The sequence below is a fragment of the Marinicella litoralis genome, from assembly GCF_002591915.1.
Classification (GTDB): Bacteria; Pseudomonadota; Gammaproteobacteria; order Xanthomonadales; family Marinicellaceae; genus Marinicella; species Marinicella litoralis.
Map to the genome: position 1 here is coordinate 573,125 of NZ_NIHB01000002.1, position 22,305 is coordinate 595,429.

Consider the following 22,305-nt stretch of genomic DNA (forward strand, 5'->3'; position numbering starts at 1 on the left):
TGTGATGGAAAAATATGACGTGGTAGTAATTGGTGGCGGTCCGGCAGGCTATGTAGCTGCCATTCGTGCGGCACAAATGGGTTTTAACACTTTGTGTGTAGATCGCTTCAAAGGCAAAGACGGCAAATACTCATTGGGTGGAACTTGTTTGAATGTGGGTTGTATCCCTTCCAAGGCATTGCTGGATTCATCAAAACATTTTGATCACATGAACCACAGTTATGATGTACATGGCATCAGCTTTGACAATCCTAAAATGGACGTGGCTACCATGATTGCGCGCAAAGATAAAATCGTCAAACAATTGACGGGTGGAATTGCTCAATTATTCAAAGCCAACAAAGTCAAATACATCGGTGGTTCAGGTAAATTATTGAAAGACCGTCAAGTTGAGATCAACAATGACGAAGGCAGCCAAGTGGTTCAAGGAGAACACATCATATTGGCCAGTGGCTCTGTTCCCATCTCTATTCCCAATGTTGAAATTGACAATGAATACATTTTAGACAATGCGGGCGCACTAGACATCAATGCCGTACCGGAAAAGCTCGGTGTGATTGGTGGCGGTGTGATTGGGCTTGAATTGGGCAGTGTGTGGAATCGACTGGGCTCAAAAGTCAAAGTCTTTGAAGCCATGGATACATTTTTAGCTGCTTGTGATCAAGGCATTGCCAAAATGGCCGCCAGAACTTTCAAGAAACAAGGCCTTGATATTCATTTATCTACCTTTGTTAAATCCGCCACCATCAAAGACGGCAAAGTTGAAGTCGTTTCTGAAACCAATGGTGAAAAAACCACAGAAATTTTTGATAAATTATTGGTTGCTGTAGGCCGCAAAGCCGAAACAGACGGCCTGCTCGCTGATGATTGTGGCATTAAATTAACGGAACGTGGGCAAATAGATGTCAATGACGACTGTCAAACATCTGTACCCAATGTTTGGGCCATTGGAGATGCCGTACGTGGTCCTATGTTGGCCCACAAAGGCTCTGAAGAAGGTTCTGCTGTGGCTGAACGCATCGCAGGACAACATGGCCATGTTGATTTCAACACAGTACCATTCGTTATATACACCGAACCTGAACTGGCCTGGGTTGGAAAAACAGAAGAACAATTGAAAGAAGCTGGCATCGATTATAAAGTCGGTTCATTCCCTATGGCCGCCAATGGCCGCGCCTTGGCGATGAATGAACCCACTGGTATGGTTAAAATTTTAGCAGATGCTGAAACCGATGAATTGTTGGGAGCACATATATTTTCTGCCAATGCAGCCGACTTACTTTCTGAATGTGTAGTGACCATGGAATTCAAAGGCTGTGCTGAAGATTTGTCTCGCATCATTCACGCACACCCAACATTATCAGAAGCGGTGTTTGAAGCGGCCATGAATGTCGATAAACGAGCCATTCACAAAGCCAACTAAGCTTTTTTTATATAATTGTTATTTCAAAGCCCATGGTGCTGTCCGCTTCATGGGCTTTTTTGATTCGACAATTTTCGGTAAGTCAAAAGCAACATACCTGATGACTCCACAGTATTTGTTAAGCAGACTTGATATCAATACGAAAAATGAATGGGTCTTTGTTCAATGTAAGGACAATTCATTCAGTTTGATGATGAAAGGGCCGGTTTGCTTTTCAGCTATCAATATGCCCATTTGTTTCACATTTCCAAATTCTAATGCAGGTTGATCTGATAGCTCTCGTCCTCTGAACGTTGCTTTGAACGCCTCAAGTGGTACCGTAACCACCGTGTCTTGACCTTTAAGGGTATCGAATGTATGTCTGTAAGCAGCACCATCAAAACTGTTGTTGGTTCTGAGTCTTAATTGGTATTGATGCCCATCACCATTCACTTTAATCGACAAAAGTTGTTTGCCCTCACTGTCCTCAGCATTGAATGGCCACAATATCCTCACAGAAGCAAAACCGCCGTTGTTCTCTGTTGAAACCACACCACTGAAAGTGGCTGACGTGTTGTTAATAATCAGCTCACTTTTCGATTTCCCTCCCATGACACCATCATTAACAATCATAAATTGATTGGTTTGCAATTGATTGAACCGATAAAGGTCAGGTTGTTCGATGAGTGTGCTGGACAGAGTAACCATAAATAATAAAAGCATAAGCTGTATTTAAAAATAAACCAATATACGGCCGATCGGTGAATTTACTGTGAAATCAATCATTGCATTTCGTCACAGTGCATCCACAACCTTCGGCCTAAGATGGCAGCAAGATCGAAACACATCGACCTTAACGACTTTTTATCCACAATTTTATAGAGAATTAACATGAACAACTTAACTTCAAAAATAACAGCTGTCCTGATGATGGTTTTATTGACACTAACTGCTTATGCAGGTGGTAGTTACAAGAAAAAAGCAGACATCGTCGATACGGCTGTCGCTGCAGGTTCTTTCAACACATTGGTTGCTGCCGTTAAAGCTGCCGGCTTGGTAGAAACTTTGAAAGGTGAAGGCCCATTTACGGTATTTGCGCCGACAGATGCCGCATTTGCAAAATTACCAGCAGGCACCATCGAAAATTTGTTGAAACCTGAGAACAAAGACCAACTGGCAGCCATTCTGACATACCACGTGGTTTCAGGTAAAGTCAAAGCCAAAGACGTGGTTAAATTGACATCAGCCACTACTGTACAAGGTAGTGATGTGGCCATCATGGTTAAAGATGGCGCTGTGGTTTTAAATGGCAACAGCAACGTAGTAACCACTGACATTGCTACCAGCAATGGTGTGATTCATGTGATTGATACCGTCATTTTGCCACCTGCTTCATAATCACAAGAACAAAAGTTTGACCAAAAAAAAGACCGATTAAATCGGTCTTTTTTTTGTGTTTGATTGAATCAGTCTAAAGACAATGCCGATTTAGATTTATTGCGACGATCTCTTTCTTTGTCGCGGTATTCTTTCATACAGCTGTCTTGATCATACATCACACAAGCCAAATAATCAGTGGCTTCAATCAAAGCCGCACGAATCGCTTTACCCGCTGGGGTTTTCTTGTGCCCGCCCAAAGAACCGCCGAAACCATTGCGTGAAAAACCAACACTCATACCACCACCTTTAGAATGACCTTCTACAGTTCTGACAAATTCAACTTCACCAGTTGTGGCATTAACCACCCTTAAATCAATGGCCAAATAAGCTTTGCTTTTTTTACCACCCAATGAAATGCCCTTAATGCTGATACCGCCACCGCCACCTGACGTGTTTTCGTCATAAGCAGCCACATTGCCAGTAATCAGGTATTGAGCGCCAGTGACTTTACCCATTTTGGCTGCTGAGGATTTTGATACACGTCCAGAGGCACCTAAGTCTTGCTCACCCAAAACACTGTCCAACTTTTGTCTTTCAACCACTTTAAAAGCGCCGGTTGATACCAGTTCATTGGCCAACATACCACCCAACTCTCTGCCCACATCAGTTTGCCACCAATGGGCTCTGGTTTCGTTGGTGAAATCCAATACCGCTACAACCGCCCGATTCTTCGCAAAAACCGATCCCGATACCATCATGGCCGTCATTAAAATCAGTAGTTTTTTCATATTCTCTTCTCCCAAATAAATAATTGATTAATAATACATATACTGTAACAATCTACTCCTATTTTTGCTGACAATCAATAATGGATACCAAAAAACTTGACCTATTACGCAGAAAATTAGACGAAATTGATGAACAAATTATAACGCTTATCGCTGAACGTCAGTTTAATGTGGAACAAATCGGAAATGTGAAGTTGAGCACAAATTCACCGACCAGGGATTATCAACGCGAAAAACAGGTGATTGATAAAATCAAAAACCATGCATTGATCAAAGGCTTAGATCCAGAGATAGCGCAAAAAATATTTGAACTGGTGATTGAAACTTCACTCAGCAAACAAGAAATTCAGAAAGTCAAAGAGTCCAACTACGGTTCAAACAAATCAGCCTTGATCATCGGCGGTAACGGTAAAATGGGCCAATGGTTTGCCCAGTTTTTGGCTTCACAAAATTTTGATGTACACATCAATGACCTAGAACCACTCAAAGATCAACACAATTTCATTGCTGATTACAGCCGCATTGAACTTAATCATGATTACATCATTGTTGCAACACCAATTCAAAAAAGTGCCGAGGTATTGATGCAACTAAGCGAATTAAAACCCACTGGTATCGTCCTGGACATCAGTTCCATCAAAAGTCCATTGCGATTGCCTTTGCGCCAATTGGCAGACAGTGGCTGTAAAGTGGTGTCCATCCACCCCATGTTTGGCCCAGACATTCAGTTGATGTCAGGTAAACATGTGATCTTTATTGATATGGGCAATGAAGAAGCGGTCAATCAGGTCAAACAATTGTTTCAACCGACCATGGCAGAACGGATTGACATGAAGTTTGAAGATCATGACCGCCTCATTGCTTATGTACTTGGTTTGTCCCATGTAGTGAACATTGCTTTCATGACTGTATTGTCTGAGTCTGGCGAAGCTGCCGACCTTTTGTCGAAGCTATCCAGTACCACTTTTGATGCCCAATTGGGTATCGCCAATAACGTATCCAATGAGAACCCAAATCTGTATTTCGAGATTCAAAAACTCAATCATTACAGTCCCACCACACTCAATGCCTTGTCAGATGCCGTACAAAGAATCATCCAAATGGTTCATCAAGACAACCAAGCCGCTTTTGTTAACATCATGTCCCAAGCTAAAAAATACATGAGCCAAAGACCTTGACAACAAAAGCTTATAACCTATCAACGATGCGCATCGAAAAGAGTTACAAATACAGCCAAAGAATTATAAATTGTTATTGATAATCACTTTCATCGTCACGATATAAAGGTTGAGTATAACAACTAAAAATTGCTATAATAATTGAATTGAAAAAACGTACTGAGGTAATAAATATGAATTTTAAAGGAATGAAATCTTCGAACCCCGCCATGAGCAAATTCGAACAACAATCCATGAGTTTAGGTCCTGTGGATGAATTGATTGTTGATGACTCGCAGCGCATGACCGTCAATGGCACCATCAACAAAACAGGCATCCTGTTAATGATTGTCGTGGCCGTCAGTGCCTGGTCATGGAATACCATGTTGTCTAATCCCAGTCTGGGTTATGGCTTAGCCATCGGTGGCATGATTGGCGCCATAATTGCCAGCTTGGTGGTTTCATTTAAGCCACACACAGCACCGATTGGCGCGCCCATTGTTGCAGCACTTGAAGGTTTATTTGTGGGTGCCATTTCTGCAATTTTTGAAATGCGCTATCCTGGTTTAGTGGTTCAAGCCCTGGGCTTGACTGTGGCTGTGATGTTCTCCATGCTGTTTGCTTACCGCACAGGGTTAATCAGAGTGACTGAAACATTCAAGAAAGTGATGATTTTTGCTATTTCTGGCATCATGCTGTTTTATGTCGCCAGTTTTATTTTGAGCTTTTTTGGCGCAGCCCCCAGTTATTTTGAAATGGGCAACAACAGCTGGTTCAACATTGGTTTGAATTTAGTCATAGTAGGCGTTGCAGCCTTGAGTTTGGTTCTTGATTTTGACTTCATTGAACGAGCCTCGGAACAAAACACACCTAAATTCATGGAATGGTATGGTGCCTTTGGCCTGATGGTGACACTGGTTTGGTTGTATATTGAATTGTTGCGTTTATTGGCCAGATTCCAAGACGATTAAGCCACCCAATGAAAATAGACATCATTCAAATTGATTACAACAACCCACAACATGCACACCACATGATTGAGTTGTTGGACTGCTACGCCACTGACCCCATGGGCGGTGGAGTGGCTTTGAGTGATTACACCGCACAAAACTTGGTTCCTGAGTTGGCCAAAAGAAATGACGCATTCAGCTTGATTGCTTATGTTGATGGTCAACCCGCAGGACTGACCAATTGTTTTGAAGGTTTTTCTACCTTTGCCTGCAAACCACTGATCAATATCCATGATGTGGTGGTGGCTAGTGAATACAGGCGTCTGGGTATCAGTCGAATGATGTTTGACCGGGTTGAACAAATTGCCAAAAGAAAAGCTTGTTGTAAACTGACTTTGGAAGTTTTAGAAGGCAATTCAATTGCACAATCAGCCTATGAACAATACGGCTTCAACCAATATAAATTAGATGACAGCATTGGTGCTGCAATGTTTTGGGAAAAAAAATTATGAAAACCACTTTGATTTGTTTGATGGCCTTATTAACCATGGCCTGTCAAAACCAAAACAATGAGAGCAAGTCTGCTCAAAATACTACCAAAGCCTGTACCAAAGATTTAAAAATATGTGAAAACGGACAATCGGTTGGCCGTGATCCAAGCAATCAATGTGCGTTTTTTGAATGTCCAGATATAAAAATGGATGGATGTGCTGAAGACATGAAACAATGTGCAGATGGCTCATTCGTTTACCGTGACCAAGAACAACAATGCCACTTCAAAGCCTGTCCAGAAGACAAAGCTGACAACCAAGCTGCGAAAAAACCAATGGCCTGCACCAAGGATTTAAAAGTTTGTGAAAATGGTCGCTCAGTGGGAAGAGATCCTTATAATCAATGTGAGTTCCCTGCTTGCGGACAACCCAAGAAAGAGCCCATGATGTGTACCCAAGAAGTCAAAATGTGTGCTGATGGAAGCTACGTGGGTAGAGATTCCTATAACAATTGTGCTTTCAGCCCATGTCCCGAAGGTGAATCCAACTTAAATTAATGCTTGCCACGTTGGCAGGTCATTCAAATCTCCACCCTCAAAAGCCAGTTTTTTCAATGCCTGAACATTGATAATGACCGATGGCTCTATATCAAACCTTGCAGCAACTTCTGACAAGCGCAGTTTCATTTCACTCAAATGAGCCCCTTGTTGACTGCTCAGCTTGATTTTCGCCGGTAAATTTTGCAATGCGCCATTCGCTTGATCGAACATCACTTGAATCAGCTTTTCCCCGTTCAATTTAACAAAATTTGGGTGTAAACCTAAGTGGAATAAATCACTGTATGTTTTAACCTTACGAATGACTTCAACAATTTGTTTCGGATTCAAAATCCAGTTTCGCGGTTTGTTTCTCGATTTGGCCAATTGATCGCGCCAATTCAATATCAACCATAATTTTTTTGACTCCTCATGATTAAGTCGTTCTGACTTAACCATTTTCTGAAACAATTTTTCGCTGTGAATGTCATGATCAATGTTATCGATCATTTGTTGCATCAATACTGAAAATAAATCATTCAATCCACGTTGATTCATTTTTTCAGTTAATTGCATTTTAAATTCATCCAAATAAATGATGTCTTCAACCGCATACTGTAATTGTGCATCGCTCAAAGGCCTGGCCAACCAATCTGAACGGCTCATTGCTTTATCCAGCTCAACACCCATCAACTCATTGACCAAATTCAAATAGGATGTGTGCAATGAATACCCTGACAAAGCGGCAGCCACTTGGGTATCAAAGACCCGTTGCGGTTTTTGTTGAGTGACTTGATGCCACAATTCCAAATCCTCCGAACCCGAATGCAAAACCAAACCTTGAATGGGCTTCATTACGATATTGGCAATGTCTGGAATGGCAATATCAACCAAATAAACCAATCCATCACAATTGATTTGTAACAAAGCTGGATTTAAATAGAATGTCCGACTGCGTTCAAACTCGGTATCAATGGCATAATCGGCACCTTGGTCGATCAATGCGGCTAAATTAAATGCTGCATCAGTGTCATCAACCCATATAAAATTTGATAAAATCTTGTCCATGAAAAATCGTTTATTCACATTATTAATATTTGCCATTGTATGTTCTGCCTGCCAACATGCAACAAAAAATCCATCTACAGCCAAAACCACATCAAGCCAACTGGCCATCATTTCCATCAATGACGTCTATCGAATCAATGGCATTGACAATGGTGAAACCGGCGGATTGGCCAGGGTCAGAGCACTGCGAAAACAATTAGAAGCGCGATATGAACACGTGCTGTTTTTACATGCAGGCGACTTCCTGCACCCTTCTTTTATCAGCAAACAAGACAATGGCAGCGCCATGATTCAAACCTTGAACATGATGGATGGCGAACTGGGTCAATTTGACCACAATATGTTGGTCACATGGGGCAATCATGAATTTGATAAAGGCCGCATGAAACATGTGTCAGTGATGAACCAAATATTGGCCCAATCAGAGTTCAATTGGATCGGTAGCAACATACAATGGCAAGCCAACAGCATCCAATCTGAAAAAATGAAAACCCATCAAATTATGACCATGGGCGACATCAAAGTGGGTGTTTTTTCATTCACCACCGGCATGGCACATCCAGAATACATAGATAGTTTTGAAGACTATAAATCCACAGCTGAAAAGTATGTTCCTTATCTGCGAGATCAAGGCGTTGATTTGGTGATTGGTTTAACCCACCAATGGTTACAAGATGATTTGGCCATGATGGAATTACCTGAAGCAATCCGTCCAGACATCATATTTGGCGGCCATGAACATTATGTTCAAACGGCACAAGTGAATGATCGTTGGGTTCTTAAGGCCGATGCCGATGGCGCTTCGGCCATAGTTGCTGAAATCACCTTTGAAAACGGCCGCCATCATGTCTCGCCACAAGTCATTCAATTGGATGCTGCGTTTGCACCGGATCCTGCCACCCTGCTTATGACTCAACAGCTGAGTGAAGCCAACGACATACAATATTGTGCCAAGCAAGGAATGAACGATGATTGTTTGACCCAGGTATTAGGTACCACTAAAAATAAATTGATGGCAGAAGAAACTGAGATTCGACGATTTGAAACCAACTTAGGTAACGCCTTGGCAGACATGGTGCTACAAGAATTTGCTTCCTGTGAAGCTGATGTGGTGTTGTTAAATTCAGGTTCTATCAGGTTAAACCAAAACATCCCTGCAGGTGCTGCCATCACGGTTAAGCATTTAGAGGAAATGTTCCCATACCCAAGTGATTTGCGTTTGATTGAGTTTGATCGGAGTTCGTTTGCAGCAGTCTTAAATCACAGCATATCAAGTTGGACGGCCAATGGTCATTGGTTACAAATTGCTGGGTTTGTCTTTATCCATAACCCAGAAGAACAATCCGTTTCACATGTACACCTCAACAACGAAAAAGATTACCCGATTACTGAACAGCAAAAAATTCGCGCCGTGGTGCCCTATTATTTAATCTCTGACGACACCGACCACGATGGCTTTACCATGCTCAATGAAACCATGTTGGTTGATTGTGAAGTCAACGGTGCCCAAGTTAAAGCCTTGTTCAGTGATTTGTTAAAATCTCAGCAACAAGCACTGAATGCAAATCGAGATTATAGAATTTGTAATACAGTCAGGGATTCATGCCAGTAATATCCATCAAAGAAACTGCGATGCTGATTCTGGGTTTTGGACTGGTATACAGCTTGTATTACCTGCGGACACATGATGCCATTTTTGAAGCCCCGGTACCTCTGGTAAGCTCCAACGCTGCTGAAAACCTCAATACTGCGATTGCCATTCAACCAGAAGCCAAGGTGCTGCCTCAAGCCGTCAGAGAAGAAGTTCAAATTCCAGATTGGTTGTCCAACAAAAGTGATTTTGATTTAAGCAACCTGACCATAGATGATCTGTTGGCGTTGGCCAAAATTTCACATGAACAAGACCATGATTTTTTCCCTGAAAACCAAAACACTTTGGTTTATTTACTGAAAGCCAAGGAACTGGGTATAGATCCAGCTGAAATCGATGAATTACTGACCACCATTCATGCATCTTTGTATGACCAAGCCGAACAAGCCATCAGAAATTATGACGCCAAAACCCTCACTGCATTGACTGCAAGATTAAAATCTATTGACTCACAAGACCCCAAGATTCAACCTTATACAGACCAAATCAGTTTGATTTATACCTTAGAACGGATGCGTGATGAAATTGAAATGCACATTCGTGATGGCCGCTTGTATGAAGATGATCAAAATGATGCCATCCATACCCTGATGGTGGCTCAAGAACTCGATGCCGGATTCCAGCCCTTAATTGAATTAAAAACAGCACTGATTGAAACAGTCAGCCAAATGGCATTGCGCTCGGCACAAGAACTTGATTTTCCAATTGCAGACACATACATCGACATTTTGAATGAAATTGACCCATCCGATACAGTCACCATTGAAACCATCAGTAACATTCAAAACCAAAAACAAAATCGTTTTGCTTATTTGGATCAACAATTTTACACAGCAATCAACAACCTCAATCTCAAACGTGCTCAAGACATGATAGATGAACTGAGCGAATTGGAAATTGCCAGCAGTCAAATCAGCGGCTATCAAGCGCTTTACAACAAAACCAAAACCTATGGCCCTTATGACGTCGGCAGCAAATTCAACGATTTGTTATCGAATGGCAGCAATGGTCCAACCATGGTGGTTATACCATTAGGAAACTTTTATATGGGCAGTCAAACCGGCCCTAAGCACCAAAGGCCTCGTCACTTGGTTGATATCAAATATGGTTTCGCTGTCAGTCAAACAGAAATAACAGTGGGTCAATTCAAACAGTTCATAGAAAACACTGGTTACCAAACCACCGCAGAAAAAAACAACAGAGCCAAAATTTATGATGAACGTACAGGCCGCTTCAAAGAAAAGTTCAACATCAATTGGCGACACAATTATATAGGCAAAAATGCCGATAAAAACTTACCAGTCATCCATGTTTCGTGGGAAGACGCCCGTGCTTATTCGGCTTGGCTAAATGCCAGCAGCAAAGAAGGGTATCGCCTGCTGACTGAAAGTGAATTTGAATACATCCTTGGCGCCAGCAGTGAAACCACCTACCCCTGGGGCAATGAACAACCGACCCAAGTCTGGGGTAACTTTTCCGGCGCAAAAGATAAATTCAAAAAAAGCCGCATCCGGTGGCGCGAAGGCTTTGCTGATTATGAAGATGGGTATTGGGGACCTGCACCTGTCGGCTCTTTCATTCAATCCCTGTTGGGGTTAAATGATTTGAGTGGAAATGTCATGGAATGGGTTGAAGACTGTTGGCATGACTCATACACCCGAGCACCCAATGACGGATCCGAGTGGGTCAACAGGGGCTGTGAAAGTCGCGTTATCAGGGGAGGCAATTGGGCCAGTGCCATTGATGAATATGAAATTCATCATCGAGTCAAAGCCGCTTCAACATTGACTGACCCCAGATTAGGTTTTAGGGTCGCCAAGACGCTTGCATTCTGATTTATATATCATTACAACACAATCATTCTATTTTACATTTATAAGTGGATTCTTTAAAATAGAATTTTAAACAAAGAAACGGTCAATTATGAGTATTAATACAGGAATCAACACAGAGAACAGAGCAGTGATAGTAGATGGTTTAAGTCGTTTACTGGCTGATACCTACACACTGTACCTTAAAACCCACAATTACCATTGGAATGTAACAGGACCTATGTTTACGTCATTGCATGCCTTATTCGAGGAACAGTACAACGCTTTGGCCTTGGCTGTCGATGTGATTGCTGAACGAATCAGGGCCTTGGGAGAATTTGCACCCGGTTCTTACCAGGCTTATGCCAAATTAACCGCAATCAAAGAAGAAACCGATGTGCCCAATGCTGAAAACATGTTGAAAAACTTGTTAGACTCACATGAAATCATCATCAGGCATGCCAGAGAGTTGTTACAGACCACTTCCATTGAAACCGATGAGGTGACTTCTGATTTGCTGACGCAACGCATGGAATTTCATGAAAAAAATGCATGGATGATGCGATCTTTACTCGGATAATCCTGTTAAAGATTATTTTTTTAAAAGCCAGTTTATCAACTGGCTTTTTTTGAATTTAAAATATATTTAAACTTCTCTGCGTTTTTCCACCGTTTTACGAACTGACCTGACCATCCTGTCAGTGGCTCCATCGATGGCCGCATGTATGTTTTCGGCATGATGAGTCACCGCAATTGGTTTTAAGCCCCTGATTCGTGCCTCCATGGTACAACGCAAATCATCATCGCCTCCTTTGTGGCTGTTTTCATCTGCCACATAAACTTCAATTCGGGTCACTTCATCTTTGAAATTATTCAAAGACCCATTCAACAAATCTTCAACATGTTGTTTGAGTAAATCGCCTCCTTTGACGTGATGATCTGTGTTGACTTGTATTTGCATTGCTGACTCCTCAATATTGTATGTAAGGTTATTTATAGTTAAATAACTGTGGCCGAAAGTTATTTTTTCAAATCATTTATTATGTTTATTATAGTCAATCGGAGTTAAGCACAGTGGTTTGAACAAAAAGTTAACAGTTGAACCAAATCATTCCAGCAATCCGCCTTTTTCTGGGGTAAATCAGAAAAAATCACTTGCCATAAAATAAAAATCTTATATACTTTACGACCTGTGCCGGGGTGGCGGAATTGGTAGACGCGCCGGATTCAAAATCCGGTTCCTTTACGGGAGTGCGAGTTCGATTCTCGCCCTCGGCACCATTAACACCTACCAAATCATTTCAGCTTGCTGTCCAATCAAAAATAATTTCATTAAATACATTATTAGGTGGTTTACTCTATATATATGCTTAATATAGGCTACAGCAAAATAACCTATAGGTGATTTATGAATGCTGAAAAATTAAAAACTCACACGACTGTAGATGAGAGTTTGGAAGTTTTTACTCCCTACCCTTCTTATCAAAACCTAAAATCAGTCAAACACAATTTGTGGATTAAATTCTTTAAAGAATTAATTAGCAACAAACATTGAAGTATCAAAGGCCGTTCACGTGTTGAACGGCCTTTTTTTATCCCTTTACCAAAGCTGATTGCTCCAAACACAGCGATAGTTCGCCGTGGAGCCTTTGGACAAGGCAGTGGCTGATCCTGAGTATTCAGGTGAAAAATCCAATTCAGTTCCATTCCATCGCAAAACTGTGTTATTTCCCGATGTTTCACTATTGGTGTCCGTGGTCCACAGATATTGCAATACACCATTACCAAGGCCGCCTCGAATGGCCTCAGTGAGTTGTAATTGTGTGGGCAATCGACCGCCATCGGCCAAACAATCTTGTATCGCTTCAACGTAAGTGGCTGCGGCTCGGTCAAACCGATCCATGGCCATTTTGCTGGCGCCGTTGTCAAAAGTATCACAAGGAATACCTGCTGCGCATTGAGCACTGCTTGGGTGGGTGTAACTGTTATCAACCGGATAAAAAACACACCGATGCTGATGGGTGTTGGTGTTATCTATGAGTGCCCATGAGGTGTATTCTGAATAATAACCCGTATATGAAGTATCAGTTCCGATCCAACGCGTGATTTGAGTGATATCGTATCGAGATCGATCAGCAGTCCATAAATAATCAGTACCTGGCCCATTTCCCATCCCTGACCTGACCAACTCCATGTAGTCCCTGCTGTGAGCCATATGGCCACCCTGATTGAAACAGCCATCAATGGATTCACTGTAAATTGCTTCACTGGTAATGGCATCGCTGGCCTTTATCAAGGTACTGGATGCTATGAATTCATTGGGCACTACCTGCGGATAAGGTCCTGCGGCATAATTTACCCCAGCACACCTGAATCGGTAGGCCCCCATATTTCGGTTGCCAGAAGCTACATAAGTTCCAGTGGTGTCACTGTAGTTCAGATCCACACCTTGCCACCTGACCAATGCAGCTAAATCGTATCGTGAGTGATCACTGGTCCACTGCCAATTGTTACTGCCGTTGGGCAAGCCATTGATGATGTTTTCCGCATAGTCAATTTGTTGCGCCAAATGGGCGTGCACAAAAGCACACTCTTCGGATGCTGCCAAATAGCTCACCGCAGGTCGTTCAACTTTATCCATCACCATGGTGCCGCCCTGAAATCCAGCATGTTCCCAACAACCATCTTCAGGTTCTCCCATACAAGCCTTACCAGTAAATACAGTTAAATTTTCGGTGTCCCAAACGCACCTGTAAGGACCAACATATGTATCCGCTGCTGCCCTAAAAACTGCGCCATCATTTAAGCGCACTTGCCCCTTGTTGGTTTTGTCCCACCAAGTCCTGGACCACAGGAATTGATCGGTGTAGCCGTTACCCACTTCGCCTTTAAAAGCAGCACTGACACGGTACAGTTCCGAAACAGTCGGCAGTCGACCACCCATCGACTCACAGATTTGATTGGCGGCGGTCCAATTTTGCGCATTGCGCTCTTCACCATCCCAAACCAACCCCCAACTGTCAGCCAATTCATAACCTTGAGCGGCCCCTGCACTGGGACCTATGGTATTGATGTCTACACAATTCCATCCAGCTTGTGAATCGTATTGCAATGCTTGGTTGACTTGGTTGCAGTCAGGTGGTGTGGCATTGTTTGGCATCGAAGCACATTGAATACTGCCATCAGCTGCCACACCTGTGACAGTTTGACCTACCGTACAACTTTGGTTGCTCAATGCAAAATCTACACCGCTGTAAGTGGTGTCATCATCACCATCAGCTAAATCTGCCGGCACTGAAGTTAACTCAGAAAATGGGTGAACATGTCCAGCAGCAGCAAACTCATTACAAACCACACTGCCATCTTGGTTAATCAAACTGATGGCGGCATCAGCAGCACAAGAACCTGTGATTTGCAGTTGCAAGCCAGTGACATCCAAATCATAGGCAAATTCTGAATAGGGGGTGGGACTGATTTTTTGTCTTGGGGTTAAGGTGGTAAAAGTTGGATTTCCTGCAGGAATGGCCGTTGCTATTTCTAGCCAGTAATCATTGCCATCAAAGGTCCATGCATTCAACTCAACCATAAATCGGCCCTCGGTAACCACCACACCCGTGTGTGTATCAATAACACCCACCATGTTTCCGTTACTGGACGCATCAAACAACATGAAATTAAGATCAACGGTTCCATTATAGGGTATTCCTGTCTGACTTAACTCGCCTTGATAGGTAAAAGCATGAGTTAGACTTGAAGCAAAACACAACAGCAAGACATATATTTTAGTAAAACGCATACAACCCCCTCAATCAAATTGATTTTCAAAAATTAAATCTGCGGGAACTGGTAAAAAACCACCAGCAACCGACACCGAACCCCCTTCCATCAAAACCACATCCGTTTGACCCATAACACCCGTCAAACTGATCATGCCATTGCTGGATACACCACCGCCATTGTCAATTGAATACCAATTGATTTCTTGGGCCATTATTGAACCAGCAACCAACAATAAACTCACTGAAAGGCATTGCTTAAATTGCGAATTTAATTCAGACATCATTACCACCCTTTTTCTATTTCATTGCCAACAAATGCAAAAGACTCAACTTTGTATACAACATTTATATCATCATTATTTCTGAATAACCCTGAAAACTCCTGAAAAATACATGAAATTTAAATGAAATATCAAATACAAGCCTAATCCCAACAGGACGATCACTGAATATGACTGATGGCATTGGTTAAACTGCGAAGATTCACGTACCCTATTTATTTAAACCTCAGGAGCACACTTTGATTTTAAGTACCACCCCAGAGTTACAAGGACATCAAATCACTGCCTATAAAGGCATCGTCGTAGGTGAAGCCATATTAGGAGCCAATATTTTCAAAGATTTATTCGGTAAAATTAGAGACATCGTTGGTGGTCGTTCAGCTGCCTATGAGCAAGAAATGGGTCACGCACGTGAGGTGGCTTTTGCAGAAATGCAACAAAAAGCCACACAACTGGGTGCCAATGCCATAGTGGGTATAGACATTGATTATGAAGTCATTGGCGATACTGGCTCGATGATGATGGTCAGTGTCAGTGGAACCGCAGTTAAAATAAATTGACCAGAACTAAAAAACCCAAGTCACGCCATCAAGCGTCACTTGGGCTTTCAAGCCATGCAATCAATCAGTCTTGAGCGCGTAATATCAAATCACCCGAATGGCTTTTGAGGGTGATTTCTGTCCCACCACCATTGGCTGATCCGGTCACCCATTTTTCCAATTTAACTTTGTAGGATTTTTGAGTACTGTCTTTTTGAATCACTGGCTGGGAAGTTTTGAAGTCAATATCAAATCCAGTCAGTATTTCACCACTGGTTGTTTTTAACTTAAAATCAGCCTGCACGTCATTGGGCAAGGAAATATCAACATTGCCATTGAAGCTGGTAAATGCCAACTGAGAGCCTACAGTGATTTGTTTAAAGCTGGCCTTTATTTCACCATTAACCGAATCCACCACCGCCGACCCTGAAACTTGGTTTAAAGTGATGTCATTATTGATGTTACTGATTTCAATTTCACCATTGATGTTATCAACCCATGTACTGCCATCGTTGATACTCCACAATTTAAGGTTGAAATTTCTTGGCACCTTGACTTCAAGATTCATGCTGTTCTTGCTGCCTCCATTGTGATTCTGGGCATTGATTTCTACATGATTATTAGACTCTTCAACCATCAGCGCCATGGAATTATTTTGGATCTTGCGCAATCCATTTTTCATTTGACTGACGGTTTGCATTTTTTCCTGTTTGGCCAATACAACCACCTCGTTTCCATCGTATCCAGTAACTTTAATGCCGCCATAAATTTGATGGACTTCCAGCGTACCAGTCCGGCTTGGATCACTGAGTGGAATCACCATCTCTTCGGTGAACATTTCATTGTCCTGTGCCATTGAGGTGGCACTGAACAAGACTGCTGCTGAAGTGATAAAAGCCATGATTAATTGTTTGTTGTTCATCATTATTTCTCCTGATGCCAATGGTATTATTGGCGTTGTATTTTAATGTCGCCGTTGAGGGTTTCGAAACGATATTCCGGACCACCTTTACCGACCATAAGTCGATTTTCAGCGTCTAATTTATATTGAATGCCATGTTCTTTTTTCTGACTGGTTCGTTGCAGCTCAGGTGCCATCATTGACACATCAAAAGCCGAATACATTTCACCGTGCATGGTCTGATAAACCACTATTGCATCAGGTGAGTCAGCAAAGGTGATGTTGATGTCACCATTGATTGATTGAAACTGAGAACCATCTGTTGGATTCCTACTGAATGCCACATTGATGTCTTTGTTGATGGAATTAACCCTTGTTTGACCACTCACATTCACCATGTCGATGGCCCCATTGATGTTGTCGACCATCAATGATTTGGCATGAACGCCTGAAACTGTGATGTCACCAGCATTGATAGTCGACACTTGGATATTGGTGTGTTGTGGCACTTTGACTACCAAATCCATGTGGTATTTATAGTCTTTGCGTTCAGGGTGCTTTCTGGAACAATCATCGTGTCGCCAACAGGTGTCACTGTGCCATACCTTGCCTGCTTCTAGATCAATATAGGTATATGGTGAATCTAAATAGGCAAAAATCTTTTGACCCTGAGTTTCAATTTTCAAACCAATTTCATCAAGACCCAAATCCACCAATTTCTGGGTTCTGGCAGCCACTGTATTTTTGGCCATAATGATAATTTCATCACCATCATGGCCCTCAACGTCCACAGATCCATACACGTTAAAAACAATCAGCTGGTTGTCTTCATGCTTTTGTTCAAACTGTAGGCTTTCATTGAAGCTTTCAGTTTGAGCGAATTGAGCCACCTGTGCGCCCTTGGCCAAAACCAATGGGCTAACAAAGCAGCACAAGGCAAACATGGATTGTTGTAAATTAAATCGTTGCATTGATTTCTCCAGTTATTATGATTTAAATAAGCTCGCTGATGGTCTCATTGAACTTGGACCTCACTGGCGCTATCAATTCATCATGTTCCAATAATTTCTGCATTGGCTCAACCGCTTCTTGTTCTCCCATTGCCTGCATTAAATTGGCAATGGCAAACTGCACCATAGGAGATTCTTGATAAGCTATGGCTGACACCAAACCAGCTCGCACCACATGGTTCTCGGTATGTTGGGCCAATACATCCAAAGCCTCTAAACGCACATTGATGTTGTTGTCTTGCTTCAAAGTGCGTAACAAGGCGTCAATCATTGCCTCATTGGGTTGTTCAGTCATGCTGACCAAATTAACGGCCACCAGTCTTTTATTGGCCGAAGGCATGTCTAATAAAGACAATACAGTCAGTGCTTGGATTTGTTGGTCTTTGATCACCATGCGTTCATTGGCCAGGGCTGTTTGGGTGTTCAGCAAATGCATATAATGACCCAAAAAAACACCCACGACCATAAAACTGAAGGCATAGGAAAACTTCCTGACTTGAGGTAATTGAAACCAGGCAACCAGGTTCTGCCAGAACCCTTTGTGACTGTTTGAATCTGCAGCCACTTCAGCATGTAACATGGTATAAAAATTTTGGTCCATTTGATCGGACGGTTCTGGAATGTCAGCACCATCATGCTGAGCAAACAATTCCATCATTTGCTTTAACTCCACCAGTTCTTGACTGTATTCTGGATTTTCAGCAATCAATTGATTGAATGAAGATGCTTCATCATGATTCATTCTGCCTGAAATGTAATCCATCATCATCAATTCAAGTTCTTTGTGACTTATGTCCTTAGGCGACATCAGATTCTCCTGCTTCTAAACGGTTAAACAAATCCCTCAATTCAATCAGGGTTCGACGTATTTTCATTTTCACCGCCCCTTCTGAACAACCGAGGATTTCTCCAATTTCTTTGTATTTTAAATTTTCAAACCGACTCATAACCAACAGCTCTTTTTTCTCTAGACTCAATAGATCAATGGCTTTGAATAATTTATCAATGGTCTGCTCTGTATCAAACGTTGACTCAACATCTTCATCGCTACTTAATTGGGTGGCCTCATCTTCAACCACATTTAAATGTACATATTTATGTTTTCGGTAATGGTCATGCAAAGCATTGCGTGCAATGTGGTACATCCAAGTAATGAATTTTCCATCACCAACAAAGGTGTGCTTTGACTTGAGTATTTTAATGAATACCGTTTGTACCAAGTCTTCACTGGTGCTGGTCGAACGACTCATCTTGTAAAAAAATCCAAACAAGGCCTTCTTATGCCGTTCATACAACAATCCCAGCTTTTGGATTTCGCCTGCTTTGACTTGTAACATGATGTGGTTGTCGTTAAAAATATTGCTGCCCCTGGCTTTGATTAAACTGTATTTATCTATCTTATTGGCGGAAACGGTACTTACCAGAAAAAGTAACAGAATTAATTTATTTTTTTACGAATCAACTGTGGATTGATAAGAGATTTTGATCTGACAGTTGCATCTACATTGATTTGCTTCATAATTAATGCTTTATAGCCCACCAAAACCATTACATGATGTCACCTGTTTATTCATTCGTATTTTTGCTGATCCTGTTAATGGGTCAATCTAACCATGTATTGGCCGGCCCTGTCAGCGAAGTCAAAAAAGATGAAACCTTGGTTTTTTTCAATACCAGTGCCTGGCTCAATCCGCAAACTGACCAATGGCACATCCCGATCCATGGCTGGATTTATGAAACAGCAGACTCTTCAATCAGAAAAAATTTAATCGCCGATGCAATGGAAAAGTTCTATGGACTATCAACCAAGCCTCATTCGCAAACCCTATTTGATCAGCGGGTTAACTTATTATTGGCTGACAATGAAAGCAACAAATCAATTGTCATCCGTTTTGCCAACCGGACTTACTCATTACCAGCTTCGGCATCCAATGGACATTTCAAAAAGGTTTTGTTGGTTGATGCCAAAATCATTACAGCTGCTGGTATCAAGAACCAATTGAATTTCCAAGCTGTGTTGTCAAAACGTGACCACAGATCATTCAATGGTCAGGTTAACATGCTTGCAAGTCAAGGCCTTTCCATCATCAGTGACATAGATGACACCATTAAAATCTCTGCTGTAACCAATCGAAAAGAACTATTGAATCATACCTTTTATTTAGACTTTGAGGCTGTTCCTGGAATGGCAGATTTATACAAACACTTGTTAAACGATCAAGGTGCACTGCATTTTGTTTCCTCCAGTCCATGGCAATTGTATCCTGCATTGGTCGATTTTATTGACAAAGCCGGATTCCCAAATGCTGACTATGCGCTTAAATCGTTTCGCTTTAAAGACAGCACTCTATTCAATCTTTTTGCCAGCAGCCTTGATACCAAACCACCTGAAATCATTAAAATCATCGAAAACTACCCCAGCAGAAAATTCATTTTGGTCGGCGACAGCGGTGAAAAAGACCCAGAAGTCTATGCCAAAATACAACAACAATTTCCCCAACAAATCTTAAGAATATGGATCCGCAATGTCACCGGTGAAAAAGCCGATGACGACCGTTTTCAATCTTTGTTTAACGAATTGCAGTCGGATCAATGGCAGCTTTTTTCAACAGCTGATGAAATTCTGCCACTGATCGATTGACTCTACCCCCAAGTTAACCTGATTTACTCTACTTTTTTTGCCTCGTGATGGCCATTCTGATGGAGGGTTAAACCTTCCACTTGATTCGCATTGTCCATATTAATGGTTAATTTGATGTCTGTGTTTTTCAACGTAAATTGGTTCATCGCAGTGGCCACCAATTCATTTTTTTGCTGGCCAGTTGCTTGTGCATACATCACACCATCAGTGATAAATAAATTGATGTGAAATTCTGGTGCCAATTCATACTTTCCAACATATTTGGCCAATATTGTGGGATCCATTTCAATCGCATTCACTGAAGGAATTGGTTTGTCAGTTTTGATCCAGGTTTGGTCTTGACCGGTACTTTTCATGGTGACTGATTGAATTTCACCGGCTTCGTTGCGATTGAAAATCAACGACAATATACTGTCTTCAAAGAAAAACTGATCTTTGGCAAAAGGATGAATTTCATATTTTGCACCACCTGTTCTCATAGAGAAGAGCTTTCCTTCATCAAAGGTGATGATGCGAGTATTGTCAGGCGTAATTTCATACACGCCTTGGTAACTTTGCAAAAGGGCTTCATCTAAACTGATTTTTTCAAAGGCAAACGGTTTATCGATAACAATGGCCGCGATTTCATTGACCGCATCACCAGGATAGTTACACATACAATTTGAAAACACTGCAACGAAAACATTTTCTTGTGGCAATATCAGGGAGGCAGTCAGGAATCCATTGATTCCACCTCCGTGTTCAATCATTGGTGAACCTTGGAGGTTGCCAATGTTCCAGCCAAAGCCATAGCCAATTTTTTCTCCATTGTTTAACACACCCATTTGATGCGCCATGGCTCGACTTTCTTGACTGATGACTTGATCGGCCATTATGGCTTTATACCAAGTGTGGATGTCATCAACCGTAGATAATAATGAACCGGCAGCATAGGGTTGAGTCATACTTAAAAAATCAGCATTTTTATACTCACCATCGGCTTGAGCGTACCCATATGCGCGGTTGTTAATGATTTTTGAAGTTGAGCCATAGGATGAATGGTTCATATTAAGCGGCTTAAATATATGGTTTTCTATATAATCTGCATATGATTCACCTGACACCAACTCAATGATATGTCCGAGTAAAATGTACCCCGAATTGTTGTACTTGAATTGTTCGCCAGGTGCAAAATCCATTGGCTCATTTTTAAAAAAATCAATCAGTGCTGAAGGGGTGAAGTCTTTTTTATGCACTTCATGATCCCATTTGGACATACCCGTGTAACTTTTGATACCAGAGGTGTGATTCAGCAAATGCTTGATGCTGATGTGGTGTCCATGGGTTGGGTAATCCTTGATGTATTCAGTGATGTCGGCGTCCAGGTCTATTTTTCCAGCTTCAACCAGTTGTAAGATTGCCACTGCTGTGAATTGTTTGGTGATCGAACCAACACGAAATATGTGCTCTGGCGTCATTTTGACATTCAATTCTAAATTGGCCATGCCAAAAGCTTTGCGATAAATGGTTTTACCGTCTTTGACCACCAAGGCCGCTCCACCTGGTCCCGCCTGACCAAACAAATCATGCAAAATCTGATCAATCTGTCTGCCGTCACTTTTGGCTTGGCTTTGAGCCACAAATGCCCACAAACACACCATCACAAAATACTTTTTCATATGTTTCAAACCTTATAGAATCAAAAAATAATAATAACAAATCATTATGCCATCAGAACAGTGTATTTAGTCATACAGATAAAAACACAAATCAGTCCTGCCGATTTTTTAAGTACTATTGAAGCGTCAATGTTTAAAACAGCAAAAACAATCAGAACCCCTAAAGCAGACAGTTTTCACATCGTAAATTCCTACACAACACAAGAAAATTATAATAATCGAACAAGGGGTGGTTCTGAGCAGTGTAGCAAGTCACATTTGG

At 41.7% G+C, this 22,305-nt stretch carries 22 protein-coding genes and 1 tRNA gene; 12 read left to right on the forward strand and 11 right to left on the reverse strand.

Annotation, left to right across the window (positions count from 1 at the left end):
* Position 1 precedes the first annotated feature (1 nt).
* Positions 2–1,423 carry a dihydrolipoyl dehydrogenase gene (gene lpdA, locus CCS90_RS08975; protein WP_099019200.1) on the forward strand — a complete coding sequence of 474 codons (1,422 nt, stop codon included), beginning with the start codon at positions 2–4 and terminating at the stop codon, positions 1,421–1,423.
* Between the two features lie 162 nt (positions 1,424–1,585).
* On the opposite strand, the gene CCS90_RS08980 is transcribed toward lpdA, so the two are convergent.
* The gene (locus tag CCS90_RS08980; RefSeq protein WP_099019201.1) at positions 1,586–2,125 is read right to left on the reverse strand and encodes a CIA30 family protein; all 540 of its coding nucleotides are present in this window, start codon (positions 2,123–2,125) and stop codon (positions 1,586–1,588) included.
* Between the two features lie 168 nt (positions 2,126–2,293).
* On the opposite strand from CCS90_RS08980, the gene CCS90_RS08985 reads away from it, so the two are divergent.
* Positions 2,294–2,800, forward strand: coding sequence for a fasciclin domain-containing protein (locus tag CCS90_RS08985; protein WP_099019202.1), 507 nt, complete (start codon positions 2,294–2,296; stop codon positions 2,798–2,800).
* Positions 2,801–2,868: 68 nt separating this feature from the next.
* Here the strand turns inward: CCS90_RS08985 and CCS90_RS08990 are convergent, their stop codons facing one another.
* A complete protein-coding gene (locus CCS90_RS08990; RefSeq protein WP_099019203.1) occupies positions 2,869–3,570 on the reverse strand; it encodes a CsgG/HfaB family protein in 702 nt (233 codons plus the stop codon).
* Positions 3,571–3,650: 80 nt separating this feature from the next.
* On the opposite strand from CCS90_RS08990, the gene CCS90_RS08995 reads away from it, so the two are divergent.
* The 4 genes from CCS90_RS08995 to CCS90_RS09010 all read left to right on the forward strand — a co-directional run bounded on the left by CCS90_RS08995 (position 3,651) and on the right by CCS90_RS09010 (position 6,725).
* Complete coding sequence (locus tag CCS90_RS08995; protein ID WP_099019204.1) at positions 3,651–4,748, forward strand: bifunctional chorismate mutase/prephenate dehydrogenase; 1,098 nt, start codon at positions 3,651–3,653, stop codon at positions 4,746–4,748.
* 173 nt (positions 4,749–4,921) lie between these two features.
* Positions 4,922–5,698 carry a Bax inhibitor-1/YccA family protein gene (locus CCS90_RS09000; RefSeq protein WP_211336996.1) on the forward strand — a complete coding sequence of 259 codons (777 nt, stop codon included), beginning with the start codon at positions 4,922–4,924 and terminating at the stop codon, positions 5,696–5,698.
* Positions 5,699–5,706: 8 nt separating this feature from the next.
* Entirely contained in the window at positions 5,707–6,189 is a 483-nt protein-coding gene (locus CCS90_RS09005) for a GNAT family N-acetyltransferase (protein ID WP_099019205.1), read from the forward strand.
* Entirely contained in the window at positions 6,186–6,725 is a 540-nt protein-coding gene (locus CCS90_RS09010) for a hypothetical protein (RefSeq protein WP_099019206.1), read from the forward strand. The genes CCS90_RS09005 and CCS90_RS09010 overlap by 4 nt, the downstream gene beginning before the upstream one ends.
* Here CCS90_RS09010 and CCS90_RS09015 read toward each other — a convergent pair.
* A complete protein-coding gene (locus CCS90_RS09015) occupies positions 6,717–7,808 on the reverse strand; it encodes a ribonuclease D (protein ID WP_180236517.1) in 1,092 nt (363 codons plus the stop codon). The two genes, CCS90_RS09010 and CCS90_RS09015, sit on opposite strands and share 9 nt — an antisense overlap.
* Between CCS90_RS09015 and CCS90_RS09020 the strand changes: the two genes are divergently transcribed.
* The 3 genes from CCS90_RS09020 to CCS90_RS09030 all read left to right on the forward strand — a co-directional run bounded on the left by CCS90_RS09020 (position 7,771) and on the right by CCS90_RS09030 (position 11,814).
* Positions 7,771–9,384, forward strand: coding sequence for a bifunctional metallophosphatase/5'-nucleotidase (locus CCS90_RS09020; protein ID WP_099019208.1), 1,614 nt, complete (start codon positions 7,771–7,773; stop codon positions 9,382–9,384). The two genes, CCS90_RS09015 and CCS90_RS09020, sit on opposite strands and share 38 nt — an antisense overlap.
* Complete coding sequence (locus CCS90_RS09025; RefSeq protein WP_099019209.1) at positions 9,375–11,258, forward strand: formylglycine-generating enzyme family protein; 1,884 nt, start codon at positions 9,375–9,377, stop codon at positions 11,256–11,258. Before CCS90_RS09020 ends, CCS90_RS09025 begins: the two co-directional genes overlap by 10 nt.
* Before the next feature lie 88 nt (positions 11,259–11,346).
* Complete coding sequence (locus CCS90_RS09030) at positions 11,347–11,814, forward strand: Dps family protein (RefSeq protein ID WP_099019210.1); 468 nt, start codon at positions 11,347–11,349, stop codon at positions 11,812–11,814.
* A gap of 66 nt (positions 11,815–11,880) precedes the next feature.
* Here the strand turns inward: CCS90_RS09030 and CCS90_RS09035 are convergent, their stop codons facing one another.
* Positions 11,881–12,195, reverse strand: a complete 315-nt coding sequence (locus tag CCS90_RS09035; protein ID WP_099019211.1) for an HPF/RaiA family ribosome-associated protein — start codon at positions 12,193–12,195, stop codon at positions 11,881–11,883.
* Between the two features lie 233 nt (positions 12,196–12,428).
* On the opposite strand from CCS90_RS09035, the gene CCS90_RS09040 reads away from it, so the two are divergent.
* Positions 12,429–12,515: transfer RNA gene (locus CCS90_RS09040), tRNA-Leu, on the forward strand.
* Positions 12,516–12,834: 319 nt separating this feature from the next.
* Here the strand turns inward: CCS90_RS09040 and CCS90_RS09045 are convergent.
* Together CCS90_RS09045 and CCS90_RS09050 are read right to left on the reverse strand one after the other, a co-directional pair.
* Entirely contained in the window at positions 12,835–15,030 is a 2,196-nt protein-coding gene (locus CCS90_RS09045; RefSeq protein WP_133566461.1) for a DUF8740 domain-containing protein, read from the reverse strand.
* Between the two features lie 9 nt (positions 15,031–15,039).
* A complete protein-coding gene (locus tag CCS90_RS09050) occupies positions 15,040–15,294 on the reverse strand; it encodes a hypothetical protein (protein ID WP_099019213.1) in 255 nt (84 codons plus the stop codon).
* A gap of 239 nt (positions 15,295–15,533) precedes the next feature.
* Between CCS90_RS09050 and CCS90_RS09055 the strand changes: the two genes are divergently transcribed.
* Positions 15,534–15,854 carry a heavy metal-binding domain-containing protein gene (locus CCS90_RS09055; protein WP_099019214.1) on the forward strand — a complete coding sequence of 107 codons (321 nt, stop codon included), beginning with the start codon at positions 15,534–15,536 and terminating at the stop codon, positions 15,852–15,854.
* A gap of 64 nt (positions 15,855–15,918) precedes the next feature.
* On the opposite strand, the gene CCS90_RS09060 is transcribed toward CCS90_RS09055, so the two are convergent.
* Genes CCS90_RS09060 through CCS90_RS09075 form a run of 4 tightly spaced genes read right to left on the reverse strand, consistent with a single transcriptional unit; the run spans position 15,919 to position 19,081 of the window.
* Positions 15,919–16,755 (reverse strand): DUF4097 family beta strand repeat-containing protein, encoded by an 837-nt coding sequence (locus CCS90_RS09060; RefSeq protein WP_133566462.1) that lies wholly within the window; start codon positions 16,753–16,755, stop codon positions 15,919–15,921.
* A 26-nt stretch (positions 16,756–16,781) separates the two neighbouring features.
* Positions 16,782–17,705 carry a DUF4097 family beta strand repeat-containing protein gene (locus tag CCS90_RS09065; RefSeq protein ID WP_099019216.1) on the reverse strand — a complete coding sequence of 308 codons (924 nt, stop codon included), beginning with the start codon at positions 17,703–17,705 and terminating at the stop codon, positions 16,782–16,784.
* 22 nt (positions 17,706–17,727) lie between these two features.
* Positions 17,728–18,552, reverse strand: coding sequence for a HEAT repeat domain-containing protein (locus CCS90_RS09070; protein ID WP_099019217.1), 825 nt, complete (start codon positions 18,550–18,552; stop codon positions 17,728–17,730).
* Entirely contained in the window at positions 18,542–19,081 is a 540-nt protein-coding gene (locus tag CCS90_RS09075; protein ID WP_099019218.1) for an RNA polymerase sigma factor, read from the reverse strand. The genes CCS90_RS09070 and CCS90_RS09075 overlap by 11 nt, the downstream gene beginning before the upstream one ends.
* 218 nt (positions 19,082–19,299) lie before the next feature.
* Here CCS90_RS09075 and CCS90_RS09080 point away from each other — a divergent pair, with 218 nt between their 5' ends.
* Entirely contained in the window at positions 19,300–20,385 is a 1,086-nt protein-coding gene (locus tag CCS90_RS09080; RefSeq protein ID WP_180236518.1) for a phosphatidate phosphatase App1 family protein, read from the forward strand.
* 23 nt (positions 20,386–20,408) lie between these two features.
* On the opposite strand, the gene CCS90_RS09085 is transcribed toward CCS90_RS09080, so the two are convergent.
* Complete coding sequence (locus tag CCS90_RS09085; protein WP_099019220.1) at positions 20,409–22,043, reverse strand: serine hydrolase domain-containing protein; 1,635 nt, start codon at positions 22,041–22,043, stop codon at positions 20,409–20,411.
* Positions 22,044–22,305: the final 262 nt, after the last annotated feature.